Below are 18,528 nucleotides of genomic sequence, written 5' to 3'. Positions count from 1 at the left end.
GATTTCGGTCGGTTACGTAAGTTCGCCCGGTCCGTCAAGGCTTTTGCCCACGCGGCCGCGAGATTCGCCATGCGACTGCGAACTGCGATCACGGAACACAAACGCCGCCGCGGGGAACGCTACCCGACGGAACGCCCCACGACCGTCGGCGCGTTCACCGGTGACGGCGGTCGGTTGGTGCACGTCGGGCCCGACGGTGCCAGCCACGACTGCTCGTACGCGCTCTCGGGCGTCGGCGGAACCGACCGTTTGCGGATCGGTATCGCCGGCGGTGGGGGGATCCGGTGGCTCGACGAGCTCGACACCACGCGCCAACACTACGACGGCGGGTCACCGCTCGTCGAGACGGAGTACGACGCGGGACGCTACACCGTCCACCAGTTCGACCTCGTCGTCGACGGCACCCACCTCACGCACGTCGAGCTCCGCGGCGCGCCGCCGGCCAACGCGGACCTGGTCGCGACCTGCGCGTTCGCGCCGGACATGGTCGAAGGGCGCGTCGGCAACCTGGTTCACGAGGCCGCCGGCCCGAACGACGGGGACGTGGTCGAGGTGTACCATCGTCAGGAGCACGACTTCCTCGCGGCCTCGAACGGCCTCTCGGCCGCGCACGGCCGTCGGCAGGAGACGATCGCCGAGCTGCTCGGCGAGGACGACGGCGGCTTCCCGCACCGCGGGGAGATCGACGAGCGCGAGGACTCGCGGCTCACGCCCGACGTCGTCGTGCGCGCGCCGTTCGAGCGCGATGCGCGGACCGAACGAGTCACCCTCGTCAGTCGGACCGTCGTCGACGACCGGAGTCGTTCCGGCGACGAGGCTCGGTCGGCCGGGGAGCGCATCGCGGAGGACGCGGACCGGGGCCGTCGGATCGACGCCGTCTCGCGGATCGCGGCCGACTACCCGAGCGCCGACGAGGTTCGCGACGCCGCGGCCGACCTCGCACCGGTCACCCCGGAAGGTCTCCCACGCCGCGCGCTGGTCGAGAGCGACCTCCGGGCGCTCGACCTCCTCACTGCGGACGGAGGCGGCCGCCTCGCTGGACCGGAGTTCGACCCGTTCTACGCGACGTCTGGTGGGTACGGCTACACCTGGTTCCGCGACGAGGCGGAGACCTCGAGCGCGCTGCTCGACGCGAGCCGCGAGCTCGGCTTGGACGCGACCGAGGAGCTGATCGATTCGGCCGCGTTCCTCTGTCGCACACAGGACGCCGACGGGAGCTGGCCCCACCGTGTCTGGGCGGACTCGGGGAAGATCGCTCCCGGCTGGGCGAACGCCCGGATCGAGTCCGCAGACGGAACCGGCCCGAACGACCAGCTCGACCAGCCGGCGTCGGTGATCGCGTTCCTTGCCGAGCTCCGCCGGACGACGGACGTCCCAGCCGACCTCCGAGGACGTATCGACGACGCCATCGTCGACGGGGTGGGGTTCCTCCACGAGACGCTGGAGGCGGACGGGCTCCCGCGTCGCTGTCAGAACTGCTGGGAGAACGCCCTCGGTCGGTTCACACACGCGGGGGCGGCGTATCTCCGGGCGTTCGCCGCGGTCGCACGGTCGCCCATCGACGACGACGCGGTCCGCGAGCGGGCTGCCCACGCGGCGGACGCGGCCGTCGAGGGGCTTGAGGACCGCTGGATCCCCGAGCTCGAACGGTTCCCGCAGCGGGCGAACGGGACGGGTCGCGACGAGCGCGCGGATGCCAGCACGTTCGCGCTCGCCGAGGCGGCCGCCGAGTACGAGGCGCTCGCGAGCGAACGGGCGACTGACGACGGCTCGACGGGAGCGCTTCCGCCGCTTCCGGACGACGTCGACCTCGACGCGTTCGTCTCCCGTGTCGCGACGCACGTCCGGACCACGATCGACGCGCTCACCCGCGAGACGGCGAACGTCGAGGGGTTGGTGCGGTTCGTGGGCGACGACTGGCGAACCGCGGAGCAGGGCGGCGCGAAGGTGTGGTCGATCGCGACGCTGTGGGGTGCCACCGCGGCCGCGACCGTCGGCGGCCTCCTCGACGACAACGGGGGAGATCCCGACCCGCTGTTCGCTGACGCGAAGGCGCTCTACGAGCGCTGCGAGCCCGATGGGCCGTTCACCAACGAGGCGGGGCTGCTCGCCGAACAGGTGTTCGACGACGGTGACCTCGACAGCGCGACCCCCATCGCGTGGGCTCACGGGCTCCGGATCGACGCGACCGCGACGCTGGCGCGACACGGCGCGCTACCGGTCCCCCACGAGCGCCCCACCGGCCCCGAAGCGCCGCATTGGACGACCGGTCGGAAGTTCGGCGTTGGGACTCCCGCTGACCACGACGCTGCCGACCCGGTGCCGGTCTGGTTCACGCTGACCGAAGGGGCGTTGACGGAGGCCCGATTCCCCCGGATCGACGTGATGAACCTCCGGACGTTCGACTTCCTCGTCACTAACCCCGAGAAGGGATACACGGTTCGGACGTTCGACGAGACGAGCCACCTGACGACAACGGAGACGATCACCCGGACGACGGAGCCGAGCGCCGACGACGCGCTCGCCTACACGCAGACGATACGGGAGACCGGCGACGGCCACGGCCACACGTGGACGCTGACCGTCGAGTACGCCGTCGATACGACCGGGAACGCGATCCTCGCAGACGTCGAATTCGAGGGCGGCCGGGAGTACGACGTGTACGCGCTGGCCGACACGACGCTGACGAACGTCGGCACCGACGATCACGGGTCGCGGGTCGGCGACGACCGGTACCATCTCCTCGCCCGCAACGAGGAGACGGACCGTCCCCCGGGGAAGCTGGTCGACGACGACGGCGAACCGTTCGAGGTCGCGCTCGCGCTCACGGCCACGGACGGGTTCGACTGGGCGAGCGCGCTGGCGGCAGGCGACGAAGCACTGGACGAGCTGTTCGCGGGCGGAGCGCGGGGACAGGGATCGACCGAGGCCACCGGAAACGTGGTGCTCGCGGGGCTCGTCGGAAGCGGGACGACGGTCTCCGACACCGTTGCGCTCGGGTTCGCCGAGGAGTCCGACACTGCGGCCGCGCTCGGGGAGGCACAGGGCGCGCTCGCCGAGGGGTTCGCCGACGTCTCGGCCGCGTACGCCGACACGTGGCGCGAGTGGCTCGCTGGCCGCGAGTTTCCCGCGTCCGTGACCGGCGACGAGGACCTCCTGACGCAGTACCGGTTCGCGCTCATGACGCTCGCCGCGGTCGAGGACAAACGACAGGACGGCGCGGGGATAGCCAGCCCGTCGGTGCCGTGGGGTGAGACCGAGTACGCCGCGGAGGACCGCGGCTACGGTTACAACTTCGTTTGGTCGCGTGACCTGTATCAGGTGTTCACCGCCCTCGTCGAGGTCGGCGAGGTCGAACGCGGGGCGGACGCGCTGGCGTACCTCTACAACGTCCAGCAGGACGACAGCGGGTTCCTCCCCCAGAACTCCTACATCGACGGGCGGACGCGGTGGGGTGGCGAGCAGATGGACAACATCGCGTACCCCTCGGTGATGGCCTGGCAACTGTACGAGGCAGGGGTGTCGCTGTCGGACGCCGACTACACGTACGACCAGGTCCGGCGGTCGCTCGGCTACGTCGCGCGAAACGGGCCGGAGACCGCTCAGGAGCGCTGGGAGGAGGAGGCCGGCTACTCGCCGTCAAGCATCGCCGCGGAGATCGCCGGGCTCTGTTGTGGGGCCGCGCTCGCGCTCGCCGAGGCCGATCGGATCGCGGGAACGGGCGGCGAGCCCGCCACCGCGGACGGTGGCCGGACGGGAGTCACGGTCGACGGGGCGGACGACACGGGCACCGCGTCCGGGAACCCGACGGATGTCGATCCGGACGGTCCGGGAATCCCGAATCCGGTCGAACTCCGCGCCGACGCGCTCGCGTGGCTGGCGCTCGCCGACGACTGGACCGACCGGATCGAGGAGTGGTGTGCCACGGAGACGGGCACCGAACGGCACGCGGAGACGCCGTATTACCTCCGGATCACCGCCGACGGCGACCCGGACACCGGGCGTCCCCGCACCATCGCCAACGACGGCCCCACGTACGACGAGCGCGAGATCGTCGACGGCGGCTTCCTCGAGCTCGTTCGGTTGGGCGTGAAACCGGCCGACGACCCCGTCGTCCGCAACTCGGTGGCGGTCGTCGACGACGCGATCCGCGTGGACACGCCACACGGCCCCGCGTGGTACCGCTACGTCGGCGACGCTTACGGCGAGCTGGGCTCGGAGGACCCCGGTGCGCCGTGGGCCGGCATGGGGAACGGCGAGGGTCGGCTCTGGCCGATCTTCACCGGCGAGCGCGGGGAGTACGAGCTCCGCGCTCGCGCCGACGGCCCGGACGGCTTCGGCGGCACTGACGAGGACGCGTTAGAGCCCGACGCGCTGTTGGAGACGATGGCCGGCTTCGGCAACGACGGTCGGATGCTCCCCGAGCAGGTGTGGGACCGTGAGCACCCGACGGAGTACGGCTGGGAGTTCGGCGAAGGGACCGGTGGGGCGACGCCGCTCGCCTGGTCGATGGCCGGGTTCATCCGGTTGGCGCACGGGGTCGACGCGGGCGAGCCGGTGGAGACGCCGGCGTTCGTCCGCGACCGCTACGTGGAGTCCGACCGGCCGGACGGGCCGGAGCTCACGGCCGTCGCCGACGTCGTCGACGACGAGCTCGTCGTCTCCGGCGAGACCGACGGGGCGGTGGTCGCCGTCTCCCTCGAGGGACGATCCACCACGGTCACGCCGACGGACGGGGAGTTCGAGGTACGGCTCGACGCCGCGATCGGCGCACATACGATCGTCGTCGCCGCGGCGACCGACAAGGCACTCGCGGAGTCCGGCACCGCGGTCGAGCGGATCCGTCGCTGACCCGTTCGACCCGCTCTCCCGTTTCTCAGCCGAGTGCGACGACCGCTACCTCGTGTGTTCCGTCGGCGACCGGGACGGAAACGGTTCCGCCGACCGCGTCTCTGACCGTCTCACGCCACGCCTCGACTCGCTCCCCGTGTCGCTCGCGGCGCGCCTCGACGTCGTCGCCCGGACCTTCCGCCGTGGTCTCGTCGACCTCCGGGTACGGTGGGTACTCCTCGACGAGCGCGCGGGGGTCGAGGTGGATCGGCCCCGTCGGTCCCGCGGGGCGTGTCGCCCCGTCGGTCGACCCCGTCTCGGGATCGGCGTCGACGCTGTGGAGCCGTGCGCGCATCCGCCCGGAGAACGGCGGCGTCACCCGCAACACCACGACGCGGTCGCTCCGCAGGCTCGCCTCCAGCGCGTTCGCGACGTCCTCGCGGTGGACCGCCACTGATCGGATCCGGGCCGGGTCCGATTCCCGCTGCGTGTCGTCCGCCATCGTTACTCACCGTCCGGGGACCAGCGCGCGTCCGAGAGCGTTCGCTGTACCGCTTCTTCGCCGACCGCGGCCGCGAGGTGTTCGAAGCCGCCGCGGACGGTCCGGTCGGTGGCGTTGGCGACGAGCCGCGAGACGATGAACTCCGGCGTCGACTTGCCGAGCGTGCCGAACCGCGGCTGATAGTCGACCCGGAGCGCGAGGTCGTTCGTGAGTCCCTCGGCGAAGATGCCGTCTATGCGGGCGGCGTCGGGTAGCGGGCTCAGGTCTTCAGCGAGGTGGGTGACGTACACGCCGAGCGCCCCACGCTCGACGGTCAGATCGACGAGTCCGTTGAGGAGGTCGGCCGCCCGCCCCGGCTCCGTGATCGCCTCGAACTCGTCGACGAGCATGAGCGTGCGCCCCTCCTCGACCAGCGGCGGGACCACGGACCGGAGCGTCGACTCCAACACCCCCGCGTTGAACGAGGCGTGTCGGCGATGGAACACGATCCGGTCGAACGATCCGATTTCCGCCTCGTCCGCGGGCACGGGTAACCCCATCGACGCGAGCAGCGTGACAGCACAGACGGTCTCGAGGAGGGTGGTCTTCCCGCCGGAGTTCGCGCCGGTGAGGACGCTCACGCGGTCGCCGGCCGGCGGGCGCTCGGACGACTCCCACCCGCCCTCGTCGAGGTCGTGATCGCCGACCGCGTACGACACCGGCTGGACCGGGTCGTCGATGAAGGGGTTTCGGGCGTTCCTGACCGCGACGCCGTCGTCGACGAGTCGGGGACGGACCGCGTCGTGTGCCGCTGCGAACCGTCCGAGGGAGAGGTCGACGGCGACGTCCGACACCGCCTCGACCGCCCGGACGACGTCGCCGTCGGCGTCGCCGATCCGGTCACGGAGCGCTTCGGTAACCGTCGCCTCGCGCTCGGCGACCGCGTCCTCCAGCTCGGTCACTAGCTCGCGGAGGGTCGCCGAGACGAAATCGGCGGCGTCGAGCGCGTCCTCTGGGGCAGCCGCTCGTACTGTTGCGGGGTCGACGCCCGTCTCGCTCGCGACGTGATCGATAGTGGCGGCTTCGAGCGCCTCGAAGTCGCGGAGCTCACCGTCTCGGACCCGTTCGAGCACGTCGAACGCGGAGTCCGAGAGCTCACGGGCCGCGCCGAGCCGGTCGCGCCGGCGGTCGAGCTCCGCGTCCGCGCCGCTCGCCACCGTCACGTCGCCGTCGAGTGACCCTCGGATGTCGCCGAGGGCTTCGGCCGCCTCGCGGAGCGCGTCGTCGTCGAGGGCGGCGAGGGCGTCGAACGTCGACCCGTCGAGGCCGACCTCGCGGAGCGCGAGCGCGGTCTCGACCGCTGCGCGGTCGGTCCCGCCGGCCGCGTCGTACTCGGCGAACGCCTCGACGACCCGGTCCCGATCCGCGTCGCTCAGTCGCTCCCAAGCGTCGCGGGCGGCGACAACGCGGTCGAGCCGTGCTTCGACATCCGCGCGGTCCGGACACGGCGTGAGTACCCGGATCCGGTCGGCGGCGTGGTCAGTGAGCGCGTACCCCGCTGCCAGCCCGAGCAGGTCGTCGTACACCGAGCGCGTGTCGCTCGTCGCGAGGACGTCCATCGCGGCCGCGCCGGTCGCCCGGCGGAGGATCCGGGTGGCGCGGCCGCGGTGGAGCCCGGCGTCGACGAGCGCGCGCACGTCGGCCGACTCGATCGCCTCGACCGCCCGTTCGGTGCCGAGCTCGGCCGTCAACAGCTCGCTCGTCTTCGGACCGATCCCCCAGTAGTCCTCGAGTCGCATACGTCGGGGTGTCGCCCCGGCGTCTTGGCGTTTTCGTCCACGCGGCGCCTCGGGACTCGCGACTCAGTCGGCGGTAGCCGCGGCGGGCGTTTCCGTCCGCGACTCCCGGAGGTACCCCTGGAGATACGCGCCGAGGAACATGCCGGCGACGCCGTAGAGGATGACGACGTTGCCGATCCCGAGGCTGGCGTACGCCGCGCCCGGGCAGATCCCGGAGAGTCCCCAGCCGACGCCGAAGACGCCGCCGCCGACGACGACGTCCCGGTCCAGCGACTTGAGCCGCCGGCCGAACCGCTTCCCGGTGAGCGGGGCGCTTCGACCCGACAGCGTGAGCGCCCAGAACGTCACGCCGACGACGACGCTCGCGCCGCCCATCACGAACGCCAGCCCGAAATCACGGAACTGGAGGAACTCCAAGACGATCTCCGGCCGGGCCATCTGACTGACCGCGAGCCCGACTCCGAACACCGCCCCGCCGAGGAAGACGAGCGGGAGGAACAGCGGGTGGCTCTCGTGGTCGGCGACGACGCCAGCACCGCTCATGGCGTCACCCCCGCGGCCATCACGAGCTGGGCGACGCCGATGGCGACGAGCATGAAGATCCCAACGTTGAGGATCGAGCTCCGCGAGCCGGAGCCGACGCCACAGACGCCGTGACCGGAGGTACACCCCTTCCCCAACCGGGTCCCGATCCCGATCAGGACCCCGCCGAGGAACAGCCGCCACGGCTGGACTTCCGTCGTCCATCCGAAGTCGCCGAGGGCGATCGAGTAGCCGGCCGCGCCGGCGACGATACCGAGCGTGAACACCACCCGCCAGTCGCGGGAGGCGACGAATTTCGGCTGCTGAAACCGTTTGAGCTTCGATCCGTACGACAGCGTCGATTCGAGGAAGGTGCTCGCGCCGGCGTGGATCCCGGTTCCGACGTAGATGATCGCGGTCCCGAGCCCGATGAGCACCCCGCCGATCAGGTACTGCGTGATCCCCCGCGGAAAGAGGGTCTCGACCAGCAGGACGGCTTCGTTCATACTTCCCGTGGGTGGTCTGTCGGCCTAAACTTCCCGCTCCCGGGCTCTTCTTGCCGGTCTCTCGCACCCTTCTTGCCGGTCTCTCGTACCCTCCTTGCCGGTCTCTTGAACCCGCCGGGTCAGTCGAGGGGTTCCAAGGCCGTGGTCGCTCCCGTCTCACGCGGCGCGTTATCGCTTCTGATACGCGGGGGTTGGCGCTTATATGTGAGATATTCGTACAGTTCTTCGTCAAATGACGGTACAACCGGTATCCCGGATCAGAAGCAGTTACGGCGTGAAGCTCGCGTCGTCGCTGATCGGGGTGATGGGTGTTTCGGTGGCGTACGGGGTCGTCGTGTACGGGTAGGCGGCCGAGTTGGGTCCCGCGGGCGACGAGCTCCGTTCCGGCCTGATCGGAATGACGCTGCTCGCCGTTATCGGTATCGCGCTCATCGGCGTGACGGTGGGGTCGAACACCGTCATCTCGCTGCGCCAGCTCACCCGGAAAGCCGAACGGATGGCTGACGGTGACCTCGATGTGGACCTCCGGACCGGCCGAACCGATGAGATCGGGCGGCTCTTCGTCGCCTTCGACCGGATGCGCGAGTCGCTCACACGCGAGATTACCGAGGCTGAGCAGGCCCGCGCGGACGCCGAAGCGGCTCGGCGGGAAGCGGACGAACGCGCCGCGGCGATCGAGCGGAAGGCGACCGCATACGAGGAAGCCATGCGCGCGCTGGCCGACGGAGATCTCACCCGTCGGGTCGACCCCGACTGTGAGAGCGAGCCGATCCGACGCGTCGGCGTCGCGTTCAACGAGATGGCCGAACAGCTGGAGGGGACCGTCGCGTCGGTCGGGACTGTCGCCGAAGACACCGCCGCGGTCGCCGGTTCGGTCAACGAGCGGACCGACGACCTCCGCTCTACGACCGGGACCGTCTCCGGTGCAGTCACGGAGATCGCTGAGGGGGCACGCACCCAACGCGACGATCTACAGGCGACGACCGACGAGGCCGAGTCGCTCGCCTCCTCCGCGGAGGAGGTGGCGGCCACCGTCACCGAGGTCGCGGAGACGGCCGAGCACGCCGCGCGGGTCGGCGAGGAGGGCCGCGAGGCGGCCGAGGCCGCGCTCGACGAGATGGACGCGGTCGAGACGGTCACCGCCGAGACGACGGCGGAGATCGAGACGCTCGCCGAGGAGGTCGAGGAGATCGGCGAGGTGGTCGACACGATCGCCGAGATCGCCGAACAGACCAACATGCTCGCGCTCAACGCGTCGATCGAAGCGGCTCGATCCGACGCCGACGGTGCCGGGTTCGCGGTCGTCGCCGAGGAGGTGAAAAACCTCGCCGAACGCACACAGGAGTCCGCGGGCGAGATCGAGGAGCGTATCGGGGCGGTGCAAGCGCGCGCCGAAGCCGGCGTCGACTCTATCGCCGAGACGGAACGGCGGATCGAGACCGGGGTCGAGACGGTCGAGCGCTCCATCGACGCCCTCGAACGGCTCGCGGAGGCCTCCGAACGGACCGACACGAGCATGGCGGAGATCACCGAAGCGACGGAGTCGCAGGCGCGGACGGTGGACACCGTCGTCGGCCACGTCGAGGACGTGTCGGCCATCAGCACGCAGACCGCCAGCGCCGCCGCCGATGTCACGAGCGCGGTCGACGAGCAGGAGCGGACCCTCGCCGCGGTCGAGAACGCGGCCGAGTCGCTCTCGAACCGCGCGGGATCGCTTCGTGACACCGTGGGACGGTTCGAGTACGACGCCGACGCGGCGGAGACCGACACGCCATCGGGCACCGACAGTCCGTCCGCGAGTGTCGAAGGCGGGTCCGGTACCGTCGCGACGTCCGACGGTGGAACCGACGTAGCGGAAAGCGCGGGGCCGGAGCGGTCGGCGTTCGAGTTCCGCGACGACGGCGGGGTGAACTGAGATGCTCGCCGACGCGACACTATGGGCGTGGATCGGCGCACTCGGGATGTTCGCGGGAACGATCCCGTCCCTGTGGTTGTGGTATCGACGCCCGTCGGAGTGGGAGTACTACGCGACGCTCGCCGGCGTCACCGGGATCGCGGCGCTCGCATACGCCGTGATGGGGTTCGGTGCCGGAAACGTCGCCACGGGAGGCGGTGTCCTGCCGGTCGCGCGATACGTCGACTGGCTGCTCACCACGCCGCTTTTGATCCTCTACCTCGCGTTGCTCGCCCGGCCGTCCCGGCGGGTCATCGTCGCGCTGATCGCGGTCGACGTGGTCGTCATCGCGGGCGGCACCGTCGCCGTCGTCACGACCGGGTTCGTCTCGTGGGCCGCGTTCGGCGTCGCGACCCTCGCGTACGTCGGACTCGTCTACGGGTTGCTCACCGTACTTCCGCGTTCGGCGGCGAGCCAGCCGGACCGGGTACGGGCGGTTTTCGGAACGCTCCGGAACATCACGGTGGTCCTGTGGACGCTGTACCCGGTCGTCTGGCTGCTCGCGCCGACCGGGCTGGGCCTGTTGACCGCCTCGACGGAGATGCTCGTGTTCGTCTACCTGGATTTCGTCTCCAAGGTCGGCTTCGCGATCGTCGCCGTCGCGAGCGCCGACGCGATCGGCTACGTCGACACGGTCGACGGCGACCGACCGGCGGCGGTGACCGGGGCCAGCGCCCCTGCGGACGACTGACGCTCACGGGCCGATCCGCCGCCGGGCGGCGGTGTCATCGAGCCCCGAGTGAATCGACACTAGTTATAACCACTCCCGATCCGGGAGTGAGTTACTGATAACCGCCCGTCACCGGACCGGAGACGTACGTATAAACAGCCGTCATCGAACGGAGGATCCACGTATAAATGGCCGTCACCGCCCCGGAGATGCGTTTATAAATGGCCGTCGCCGGGTGGGCGGGTACTGATACCCGACCGCTGACCTCAGCGCGACTGCCGGTAGATGAGGTTGCGCTGGATGTCGTTCGCGCCCTCGTAGATGACCGGGATCCGGACGTCGCGGTACACGCGGGCGATCCGTCGGTCGGTGAGGATCGAACGGCCGCCGTGGAGCTTCATGCCCTTCTCGGCACAGTCCGTGGCGACTTCCGTGGATTTGGTCTTCGCGAGGGCGGCCCAGTAGCCGGCGTTCTCGTGGTTCGCGACCTTCTCGCAGGCGCGCCAGTTGAGCGCGCGGGCGGACTCGAAGCCGATCCGCATGTCCGAGAGCGTGTGTTGGACCGCCTGGAACTCGTTGACGGTGCGGCCGAAGGCGTTGCGGCCGTGGACGAACTCCTCCGCCTCCTCGATGGCCGCGGCGGCCAACCCGAGCCCGTGGCCGCCGACGACGATCCGGCCGTGGTTGAAGAAGTCGGCGAGCACGTAGAAGCCGCCGCCCTCGCTACCGACGACGTTCTCTTCGGGGACGAAACAGTCGTCGAAGACGATATGACCCTGCTTGGAGGCGCGCATCCCCATCTTCTCCGGGATGTGTTCGGCCTCGTAGCCGTCCGAGTCGGTCTCGACGATGAACAGGGTGTAGTTGGAGTAGCGGTCCTCGCCGTCGCCCGTCTTGGCGTACACCGTGAGCCAGTCGGCCTCGACAGCGTTGCCGACCCAGTACTTCTCGCCCGTGATCTCGTACCCGCCGTCGACTTTCTCGGCGCTGGTCGTCATCCCCGCGAGGTCCGAGCCAGTCTCGGGTTCGGAGACCGCCAGTCCGGAGATCTGCTCGTTTTCGGCGACCGGCCGGAGGTACTCCTCCTTCTGTTCGTCGGTGCCGTACTGTTCGACCATCTCACAGCCGAAGCTCGCGAGCTGGAGGGTCAACGCGATCCCCGCGTCGGCCCGGTAGAACTCTTCCGCGATCGCGAGGATCTGTGCGAGGTCGTACCCCTTGCCGCCGTACGCCTCGCCGATGTCTTGTGCGACGAGCCCGGCGTCCATTCCGGCCTCTAACACCTCCCACGGGTAGTCGCCCGACTCGTAGTACGCCTCCGCGTTCGGGGCGATGTACTCCTCCGCGAACTCCCGCGCCTCCCCTTTCACGTCCCGGGCGTGTGCCGGAACGATACTCTCGTCCAGTAGCTCCATACGCTCCGTGTGGAGCCCGTGCGAATAACCTTCGTGGAACAACGAAGAACGAACGGTTAGTTTATTCGTCGAACGGGTTGACGAGCTCGATCGTCTCCTCCCGGTCGGGGCCGACGCCGACCGCGTAGACGGCGGCGTCGACCTCTTCGGCGACGAACTCGACGTATTCGCGGGTGGCCTCGGGAAGCGCGTCGTACCCCGTCTCGGCGACTGCGGCCCAGTCCACCGTCTCCCAGGTGTCGAACTCACGGTACACGGGCTCGCACCGCTCCCAGCGTTCCGTCGTCGTCGGCACCGTGTCGATCCGCTCGCCGTCGAGCTCGTAGCCGACACAGACCTGTAGCTCCGGGAGGTCGGCCAGCACGTCGACGTGGTTGATCGCCACCCCCGTAAAGCCCGACACTCGAGCGGCGTGTCGCAGCATCGGGAGGTCGAGCCAGCCGATCCGTCGTGGTCGACCAGTGACCGTGCCGAACTCTCCGCCCTTCTCGCGGATCTCGTCGGCGAGCGCTTCCTCGTCGGCGTCGCCGTCGAGCTCCGTTGGGAGCGGTCCGGACCCGACCCGCGAGAGGTACGCCTTCACGATGCCGACGACCTCGCCGGCACCGACGGTCGTCACGCCGAGCCCGGAGCCGACCGCGGCCCCGCCCGCCGTCGGGTTCGAGGAGGTGACGAACGGATAGTTGCCGTGATCGATGTCGATCGACGTTCCCTGTGCGCCCTCGAAGAGGATCCGGTCGCCGGCCGCGTGACGGTTGTACAAGAAATCGCTGCAGTTGACCGTCATCCCGTCGGCCGCGAGTCGCTCACCGACGCCTGCAAACTCCTCGTGAAGGGCGTCGACATCGAACGCGTCGGCGTGTTCCGACTCGTCGACGTCGAGACCGTACACTTCCTCGGCGACCGCCCGCTGGTGGGCGACGACGTACTCGAGGCGGTCGCGGAGGACCTCGGGATCGAGCAGGTCGCCGATGCGGATCCCCCGCCGCCCCGCCTTGTCTTCGTACGTCGGACCGATCCCGCGGCCGGTCGTGCCAACCTCGACGCCGGAATCGTCCTCGGCCTTCCCCGCCTCCTCGATGCCGTCGAGCACGCGGTGATACGGGAGGATGACGTGCGCCCGGCGCGCCACGCGCACGTCCGGGTCGAGCCCGCGTTTCCGCAGCGCGTCGATCTCCTCGAACAGCGTTCGTGGGTTGACGACGCAGCCGTTGCCCAACACCCCGACCGTCCCGCGAACGGCCCCGCTCGGGACCAACGAGAGCTTGTACTCCTCGCCGCCTTCGACGACGGTGTGGCCGGCGTTATCGCCGCCCTGATAACGGACTACGACGTCCGCGTCCCCTCCCCACCGGTCGACGAGCGCGCCCTTGCCCTCGTCTCCAAGCTGGGAGCCGACGATGGTGACTGTCATACCGCTACCCCCTTCCGACCGGGGGGTAAAACAGATTACGGTCCGTGGGCGACGTTGTTCCACGAACGTGTACTGATTCGCCGTCCTGTTTCCGTGGGTATCGTCGTTTGTGTATCCGGATGGGGATCGAAACGCCCGTACTTCGGCGGGACATCGGCCGAGATACCGCCGGCACACCGGATCTGACACCCCCACCACGTCTGGCGTTCCGCTCTCCCTCTCTCCCCTCCCGCGTGCCTCGAGGTCACACGGAGATCCGAACCGTTAACTACTGACACGATGTACCGCAAAGGGAAGCAGCAGCCGCCCCGTCGACAGCAACTTTTAAAACGGGGCATGACGAGTTAACATATGGCATGATAGATAGACTCGAGAAAGAGGTAGACATGTTGGAACGACACCTCCAAGTGTTACGGATGGTCATCGACAGCGAACCGATCGGTATCGTGAAGATGTCCAACGAGACGGGATACCCTCATCACAAAGTGCGGTACTCCCTTCGCGTCCTCGAGGAGGAGAACCTCATCGAGCCGTCCAGCCAGGGGGCTATCACGACGGAACGGACCCACGAGTTCGTCGACGAACTCGACGAGAAGCTCGACGAGACCGTCGAGAAGCTCGGATCCATGCGGATCGACGACGCCGCCGAAGTCGAGAGCTAACTCTTCGAGATTGGACGTGTTTTCGCCGTCACAGTAGGACGACGCCCTCGTTGGACTCGACCCGGCCGACGCGAGCGACGGTGCCCGGAACGATCACCCGTTAGAGGTCCGGCACGGTCAGGTGGAACCCGCCGTCGCGCGACTCGACCAGACACAGGTGGTAGCCGCGCTTTCGAGAGAGTTTCACGAAGCTCTTGCGTTTCGACCGGTTGAACAACCCTCCGCCGACGGCGTCGCTCGCGGCCTCCAGCGCGTCCGGCTCGAAGAAGCTCGCCGTCACCGCGAACACCCCGGCGAACTCGTCGTTCGACTCCGCGATCGTCCCTCCGTTGGCGACGAGCGATTCCAGGGTTCCCCCTGCCGTCGGGGCCCGCGTGTCGTTCAGGTCGGCGACGAACAGCGGGTTCCCCATCCGGTCGCGAAGGACGAGGTCGAACGGCCGCTGTTCGCGGACCTCCTCGCCGTCCTCGACGCTCACGATCGAGACGGCCCCGCCGATCTCGGCGCGGTCGATCTCCGGCAGCGCGTCGTACAGCTCGCGGAGCGCGCTCGCGTTCCCGGTCTCGCCGACCTCGAACGGGAGCTCCTCGACGAGCCATCGAGTGAACCCGAACTCCATCGTATCCCGGAGGAACGCCCCGTAGGGTCGGCCGTCGACTTGGAGCCCGTCCGTCTCGAAGCTCGTGTGGTGTTCGATCCGGAGGTTGTCCCGCAGCTCCTCGCGGCTGACCGAGCCGTCGTGGGCGTCGTCGAGCGTGGCACCTCCCTTGGAGTCGTATCTGATGAACAGGTTCGTCCCCTCGCGTGCCTCCGCCGGCGAGATGGTCCGGTCCGCGTCGGGGAGCTGTGACTCGGCCTCCGCGAGGCGGTCGCGCAGGCGCTCGACCTCCGAACGGAGCTCTTCGACTTCGGCCTCCAGTCGGTTCCGCTCCGTCTCGAGCTCGTCGCGTTCGGCCGCTATCGACTCCCGACGCTCCGTCGCCGCGTCGAGCTCCGCTTCGAGCTCGTCCCGCTCCTCCGCGAGCGACTCGCGCTCCGCGGACAGCTCAGCGAGCGCGGACTCCAGTTCGTCGATCCGTTCGCGGGCGGCCTCGCTTCCCCCAGATGACTTCGATACGGCAGCCTGACTCGTTCCGCGTCCGGTCGATCGGGGCTCCGGGGACGACCGATCCCCGCCGGCCTCCGACCGTCTCTGATCCGACCCCGACCGGCCCTCGCTTGACGGGCCGGTCCGGGTTCGGCCGCTCGTGTTCGCTCGCTGTCTCCCCTCCCGTCGCGAGCCGTCCGTCCCATCCGACCCACCTTCCCCGCGGACGTTCGTCTCCGAGGGGTCGAGCGCGGGGATGGATTTGGCCTCCCGCCACTCCGCCTCTTCGGAAAACACGTCGTCGTCCGGGTTTACAGGCGCCCCTCCATCACCGGAGTCCGTGCGAGTCGACGCGTCCGTCTCCCGGCCGCTCGACGCCGAGACGGATCGGTTCTGGGTCCGTTCGCCGCCCGTGTCGGAGTCGTCGCCCACGCCGGTGGACCCCGCGGTCGATTCGTCTCGTTCCGCTCCGTCCGCTGCCGACGCGCTCGTCCCCGCTTCTGTAGGGTTCGACGCTCTGGTCCCCGACCCGTCACGACCGGACGAAACACCGTCCGTCCCCGCCGTGTTGCCCGCGGCGTCGACCGACTCGGACGATCGATCACTTCCGGATTCCTCGCCGGGGACGACAGGTTCCTCCTCACTGGCCGGTCCGTCGGAGTCGCTCGAGCCAGCGACCGTGTTTCGCCGGCGGCCTGGATCGGTGTCGGTCGCCGCGTCGGTGTCGCTGTCCGTCGACACGTCGGTGCCGCTGTCAGCGTCGCTGCCGGCGTCATTGCGGTCGGCGTCGTCGGCTCGCGGTTCGGCGGGTGCGATCCCGAGGTCGTTTCCGGCGTCGTCCGCGGACTCGCCGTCGTCACCGTCCGCTTGTTCCTCGCCCGACCCGGTTTGCGTCCCTGCAGGGAGCTCGCGAACGTCGAGATCGACCTCGTACACCGTGTATATCCCGACCTCGTCGTCGGCGAGGTCGAACGCCTTCTCGCCGGTTTCGAGCCGTCGCGAGTTCCCGACGTACGCGGCCGCCATCGACTCGCCGGCGGCGTACGCGACGTAGTAGTCGCCGGAGAGCACGTTCTCGGCGAGCTCGACGTAGCCGGTGAACCCGCCCTCCGAAAGCTTCCGATCGGCCGCCGACAGCGGGGTGTCGTTCGTGTAGTACTGTGCCCGTTTCTCGCCGCCCTGCTCCTGCATAGCGAACAGTAGCGGCAGTGCCTCGTCCGGTGCCTCGTACGCCGTCCCGGAGGCGTCCGTGAACGCGTCCAGGTCGGCGTCGACGGTCCCGACGACCCGACCGTCGAGGAAGAACAGCCAACCGGTGCCGTCGGTGGCCGCTCCCGAGAACCCCCGGTCCGTGAACTCGCGGAGCCCGTCGAACCCGTCGGAGAACGTCCGGGCGTCCCATCCCGTGACCTCCTCCTTTCGCTGTGCGTCCATTCGTTGGATTATCTCGCCCGCAGCGACCCAAATACTTTCCGGACCGTGAGACGGCCGTCTGACGCGTCCTCGGGGAGACTACTGCGGTTCGGCGACCCCAACCAGACTGCGCGCGCCCCCGCCCGCCGGTCAGTCGGCGTCGCCGACGACCGCTATCGCCTCCCGCCCGAGCGCGACCACGTCGGCGTCGAACTCGCCCGCGGCCAGCTGGTCGGCGGTGTACCACGTCCACGCGTCGGCGTCCGCCTCGTTGTCACCGAGGGGATCGATATCCCGGGAAGGAACCCGGGCGTAGTAGAGGTGGTCGATGTGCTGGTGGCCGACCGACCCGTCCGGGTGAACGTTGATGTCGTGGAGCATCAGGTGGGCCGGCTCCGGAAGCGGCCGCCCGTTCGGCGTCTCGACGTCCGCGCGGTCGGCGACGAGCCGCGCCTCCAACCCCGTCTCCTCTCGCACCTCCCGACGCGCGGCTTCGTGGGGGAGCTCGTCGCGATCGACGTGGCCGCCCGGCGGGAGTCGGATCCCGAGCCGCCCGTGCTCGTGGAGGGCGGTTGCCCCGTCGTTGACGATGTACGTCGTGGCCGTGAAGTGGCGAGTCGTCTCCATACCGTCGGCTCGGCGCGGGTCGGCTTGTATGATCCGGGACGAGATCGTCCTTCGGTTGGGACGGAACAAAGCGCCACGGGCCGACCTAGTCGATGACTGAAACCCGATGGAAACGCGAGAAACCGACGGTGCTTGTGTACTCCGCTCAGACGGCGATCTCGTCTTCCGCCTCCAACAGTTCGTGGTACCGGTTGCGGATGGTGACCTCGCTGATGTTGGCGACCTCGCTCACTTCGCTCTGAGTCACCTTCTCGTTGGTGAGCAGCGAGGCGGCGTAGACGGCGGCCGCGGCGAGCCCCACCGGCGACTTGCCCGAGTGGATCCCTTGTGACTTCGCCGTATCGAGCAGCTGGCGCGCACGACGCTCGGACTCGTCGGAAAGCCCGAGGTCGGAGGCGAACCGGGGGACGTAGCTCTCGGGATCGGCCGGCTGGATCTCCAGTTTGAGCTCGCGAACGACGTAGCGGTACGTCCGGGCGATCTCGTCCTTTTCGACCCGGGAGACGCCAGCGATCTCGTCGAGACTGCGCGGCGTTCCCGCCTGTCGGGCGGCCGCGTACAGCGACGCGGTCGCCACGCCCTCGATCGAGCGGCCGGGTAGGAGGTCCTCGTCGAGCGCGCGGCGGTAGATGACCGAGGCGGTCTCGCGGACGTTGTCCGGGAGGCCGAGCGCGCTCGCCATGCGGTCGATCTCGCCGAGCGCCTGCTTGAGGTTGCGCTCTTTCGAGTCGCGGGTGCGGAACCGCTCGTTCCAGGTGCGGAGCCGCTGCATCTTCTCCCGCTGGCGGCTCGACAACGACTTGCCGTAGGCGTCCTTGTCCTGCCAGCCGATGTTCGTCGAAAGCCCCTTGTCGTGCATCATGTTCGTGGTCGGGGCACCGACCCGGCTCTTCTGGTCCTTCTCCGCGGAGTCGAACGCGCGCCACTCCGGCCCGCGGTCGATCTCGTCTTCTTCGACGACGAGTCCACAGTCGGCACAGACCGTCTCACCGTGTTCCGTGTCCGTGGCGAGCTGGCCCCCGCACTCGGGACAGCGGAGCTCCTCGTCGGTCGCCGTTTCGGTTTCCGATTCGGTGCTGTCCTCGACGTGTTCCGCCGTATACGTTCGAACGTTATCGCTCATTGTGTTGTTTCTGAATGGAGGGAAT

General features: G+C 69.2%; 12 protein-coding genes and 1 pseudogene. 4 read left to right on the top strand and 9 right to left on the bottom strand.

The window, feature by feature from the left end:
- Window positions 1-69: 69 nt before the first annotated feature.
- Window positions 70-4,851, top strand: a complete 4,782-nt coding sequence (locus tag ACZ5TV_RS00360) for a DUF7997 domain-containing protein (RefSeq protein ID WP_464383990.1) — start codon at window positions 70-72, stop codon at window positions 4,849-4,851.
- A gap of 25 nt (window positions 4,852-4,876) precedes the next feature.
- Here the strand turns inward: ACZ5TV_RS00360 and ACZ5TV_RS00355 are convergent, their stop codons facing one another.
- The 4 genes from ACZ5TV_RS00355 to ACZ5TV_RS00340 form a co-directional block, all read right to left on the bottom strand.
- Window positions 4,877-5,332 (bottom strand): DUF8009 family protein, encoded by a 456-nt coding sequence (locus tag ACZ5TV_RS00355; RefSeq protein ID WP_379782871.1) that lies wholly within the window; start codon window positions 5,330-5,332, stop codon window positions 4,877-4,879.
- Between the two features lie 2 nt (window positions 5,333-5,334).
- Window positions 5,335-7,110 carry a MutS-related protein gene (locus tag ACZ5TV_RS00350; RefSeq protein ID WP_464383989.1) on the bottom strand — a complete coding sequence of 592 codons (1,776 nt, stop codon included), beginning with the start codon at window positions 7,108-7,110 and terminating at the stop codon, window positions 5,335-5,337.
- Window positions 7,111-7,173: 63 nt separating this feature from the next.
- Window positions 7,174-7,653, bottom strand: a complete 480-nt coding sequence (locus tag ACZ5TV_RS00345) for a DUF6691 family protein (protein WP_464383988.1) — start codon at window positions 7,651-7,653, stop codon at window positions 7,174-7,176.
- Window positions 7,650-8,138, bottom strand: coding sequence for a YeeE/YedE family protein (locus ACZ5TV_RS00340; protein ID WP_379783377.1), 489 nt, complete (start codon window positions 8,136-8,138; stop codon window positions 7,650-7,652). Before ACZ5TV_RS00340 ends, ACZ5TV_RS00345 begins: the two co-directional genes overlap by 4 nt.
- Window positions 8,139-8,370: 232 nt before the next feature.
- Between ACZ5TV_RS00340 and ACZ5TV_RS00335 the strand changes: the two are divergent.
- Window positions 8,371-10,053 (top strand): annotated as a pseudogene (locus ACZ5TV_RS00335) (methyl-accepting chemotaxis protein).
- 1 nt (window position 10,054) lies between these two features.
- The gene (locus tag ACZ5TV_RS00330) at window positions 10,055-10,783 is read left to right on the top strand and encodes a bacteriorhodopsin (RefSeq protein WP_379780651.1); all 729 of its coding nucleotides are present in this window, start codon (window positions 10,055-10,057) and stop codon (window positions 10,781-10,783) included.
- A gap of 245 nt (window positions 10,784-11,028) precedes the next feature.
- Here the strand turns inward: ACZ5TV_RS00330 and ACZ5TV_RS00325 are convergent, their stop codons facing one another.
- A complete protein-coding gene (locus tag ACZ5TV_RS00325; RefSeq protein ID WP_379780649.1) occupies window positions 11,029-12,177 on the bottom strand; it encodes an acyl-CoA dehydrogenase family protein in 1,149 nt (382 codons plus the stop codon).
- A gap of 61 nt (window positions 12,178-12,238) precedes the next feature.
- Complete coding sequence (locus ACZ5TV_RS00320) at window positions 12,239-13,591, bottom strand: adenylosuccinate synthase (protein ID WP_379780647.1); 1,353 nt, start codon at window positions 13,589-13,591, stop codon at window positions 12,239-12,241.
- 356 nt (window positions 13,592-13,947) lie between these two features.
- Here ACZ5TV_RS00320 and ACZ5TV_RS00315 point away from each other — a divergent pair, with 356 nt between their 5' ends.
- Entirely contained in the window at window positions 13,948-14,253 is a 306-nt protein-coding gene (locus tag ACZ5TV_RS00315; protein ID WP_379780645.1) for a hypothetical protein, read from the top strand.
- Window positions 14,254-14,353: 100 nt separating this feature from the next.
- Here ACZ5TV_RS00315 and ACZ5TV_RS00310 read toward each other — a convergent pair whose 3' ends face one another.
- The 3 genes from ACZ5TV_RS00310 to ACZ5TV_RS00300 all read right to left on the bottom strand — a co-directional run bounded on the left by ACZ5TV_RS00310 (window position 14,354) and on the right by ACZ5TV_RS00300 (window position 18,503).
- Window positions 14,354-16,774 carry a DUF7527 domain-containing protein gene (locus ACZ5TV_RS00310; protein ID WP_379780643.1) on the bottom strand — a complete coding sequence of 807 codons (2,421 nt, stop codon included), beginning with the start codon at window positions 16,772-16,774 and terminating at the stop codon, window positions 14,354-14,356.
- Window positions 16,775-16,903: 129 nt separating this feature from the next.
- A complete protein-coding gene (locus tag ACZ5TV_RS00305; RefSeq protein ID WP_464383987.1) occupies window positions 16,904-17,380 on the bottom strand; it encodes an NUDIX hydrolase in 477 nt (158 codons plus the stop codon).
- Between the two features lie 145 nt (window positions 17,381-17,525).
- On the bottom strand, window positions 17,526-18,503 hold the full coding sequence (locus ACZ5TV_RS00300) for a transcription initiation factor IIB (RefSeq protein WP_379780639.1): 978 nt from the start codon (window positions 18,501-18,503) through the stop codon (window positions 17,526-17,528).
- Between the last annotated feature and the right edge of the window lie 25 nt (window positions 18,504-18,528).

This window comes from Halorubrum tibetense (assembly GCF_055396225.1).
The sequence above is the reverse complement of the archived record's forward strand: the minus strand, read 5'-3'. Positions and strand labels throughout refer to the sequence as shown.

Bases quoted from the DNA above. Each gene is read 5' to 3' on its own strand.
- ACZ5TV_RS00330 (WP_379780651.1), top strand. From the start codon at position 10,055: ATGCTCGCCGACGCGACACTATGGGCGTGGATCGGCGCACTCGGGATG.
- ACZ5TV_RS00355 (WP_379782871.1), bottom strand. From the start codon at position 5,332: ATGGCGGACGACACGCAGCGGGAATCGGACCCGGCCCGGATCCGATCA.
- ACZ5TV_RS00315 (WP_379780645.1), top strand. From the start codon at position 13,948: ATGATAGATAGACTCGAGAAAGAGGTAGACATGTTGGAACGACACCTC.
- ACZ5TV_RS00320 (WP_379780647.1), bottom strand. From the start codon at position 13,591: ATGACAGTCACCATCGTCGGCTCCCAGCTTGGAGACGAGGGCAAGGGC.
- ACZ5TV_RS00325 (WP_379780649.1), bottom strand. From the start codon at position 12,177: ATGGAGCTACTGGACGAGAGTATCGTTCCGGCACACGCCCGGGACGTG.
- ACZ5TV_RS00345 (WP_464383988.1), bottom strand. From the start codon at position 7,653: ATGAGCGGTGCTGGCGTCGTCGCCGACCACGAGAGCCACCCGCTGTTC.
- ACZ5TV_RS00360 (WP_464383990.1), top strand. From the start codon at position 70: ATGCGACTGCGAACTGCGATCACGGAACACAAACGCCGCCGCGGGGAA.
- ACZ5TV_RS00350 (WP_464383989.1), bottom strand. From the start codon at position 7,110: ATGCGACTCGAGGACTACTGGGGGATCGGTCCGAAGACGAGCGAGCTG.
- ACZ5TV_RS00340 (WP_379783377.1), bottom strand. From the start codon at position 8,138: ATGAACGAAGCCGTCCTGCTGGTCGAGACCCTCTTTCCGCGGGGGATC.
- ACZ5TV_RS00300 (WP_379780639.1), bottom strand. From the start codon at position 18,503: ATGAGCGATAACGTTCGAACGTATACGGCGGAACACGTCGAGGACAGC.
- ACZ5TV_RS00310 (WP_379780643.1), bottom strand. From the start codon at position 16,774: ATGGACGCACAGCGAAAGGAGGAGGTCACGGGATGGGACGCCCGGACG.
- ACZ5TV_RS00305 (WP_464383987.1), bottom strand. From the start codon at position 17,380: ATGGAGACGACTCGCCACTTCACGGCCACGACGTACATCGTCAACGAC.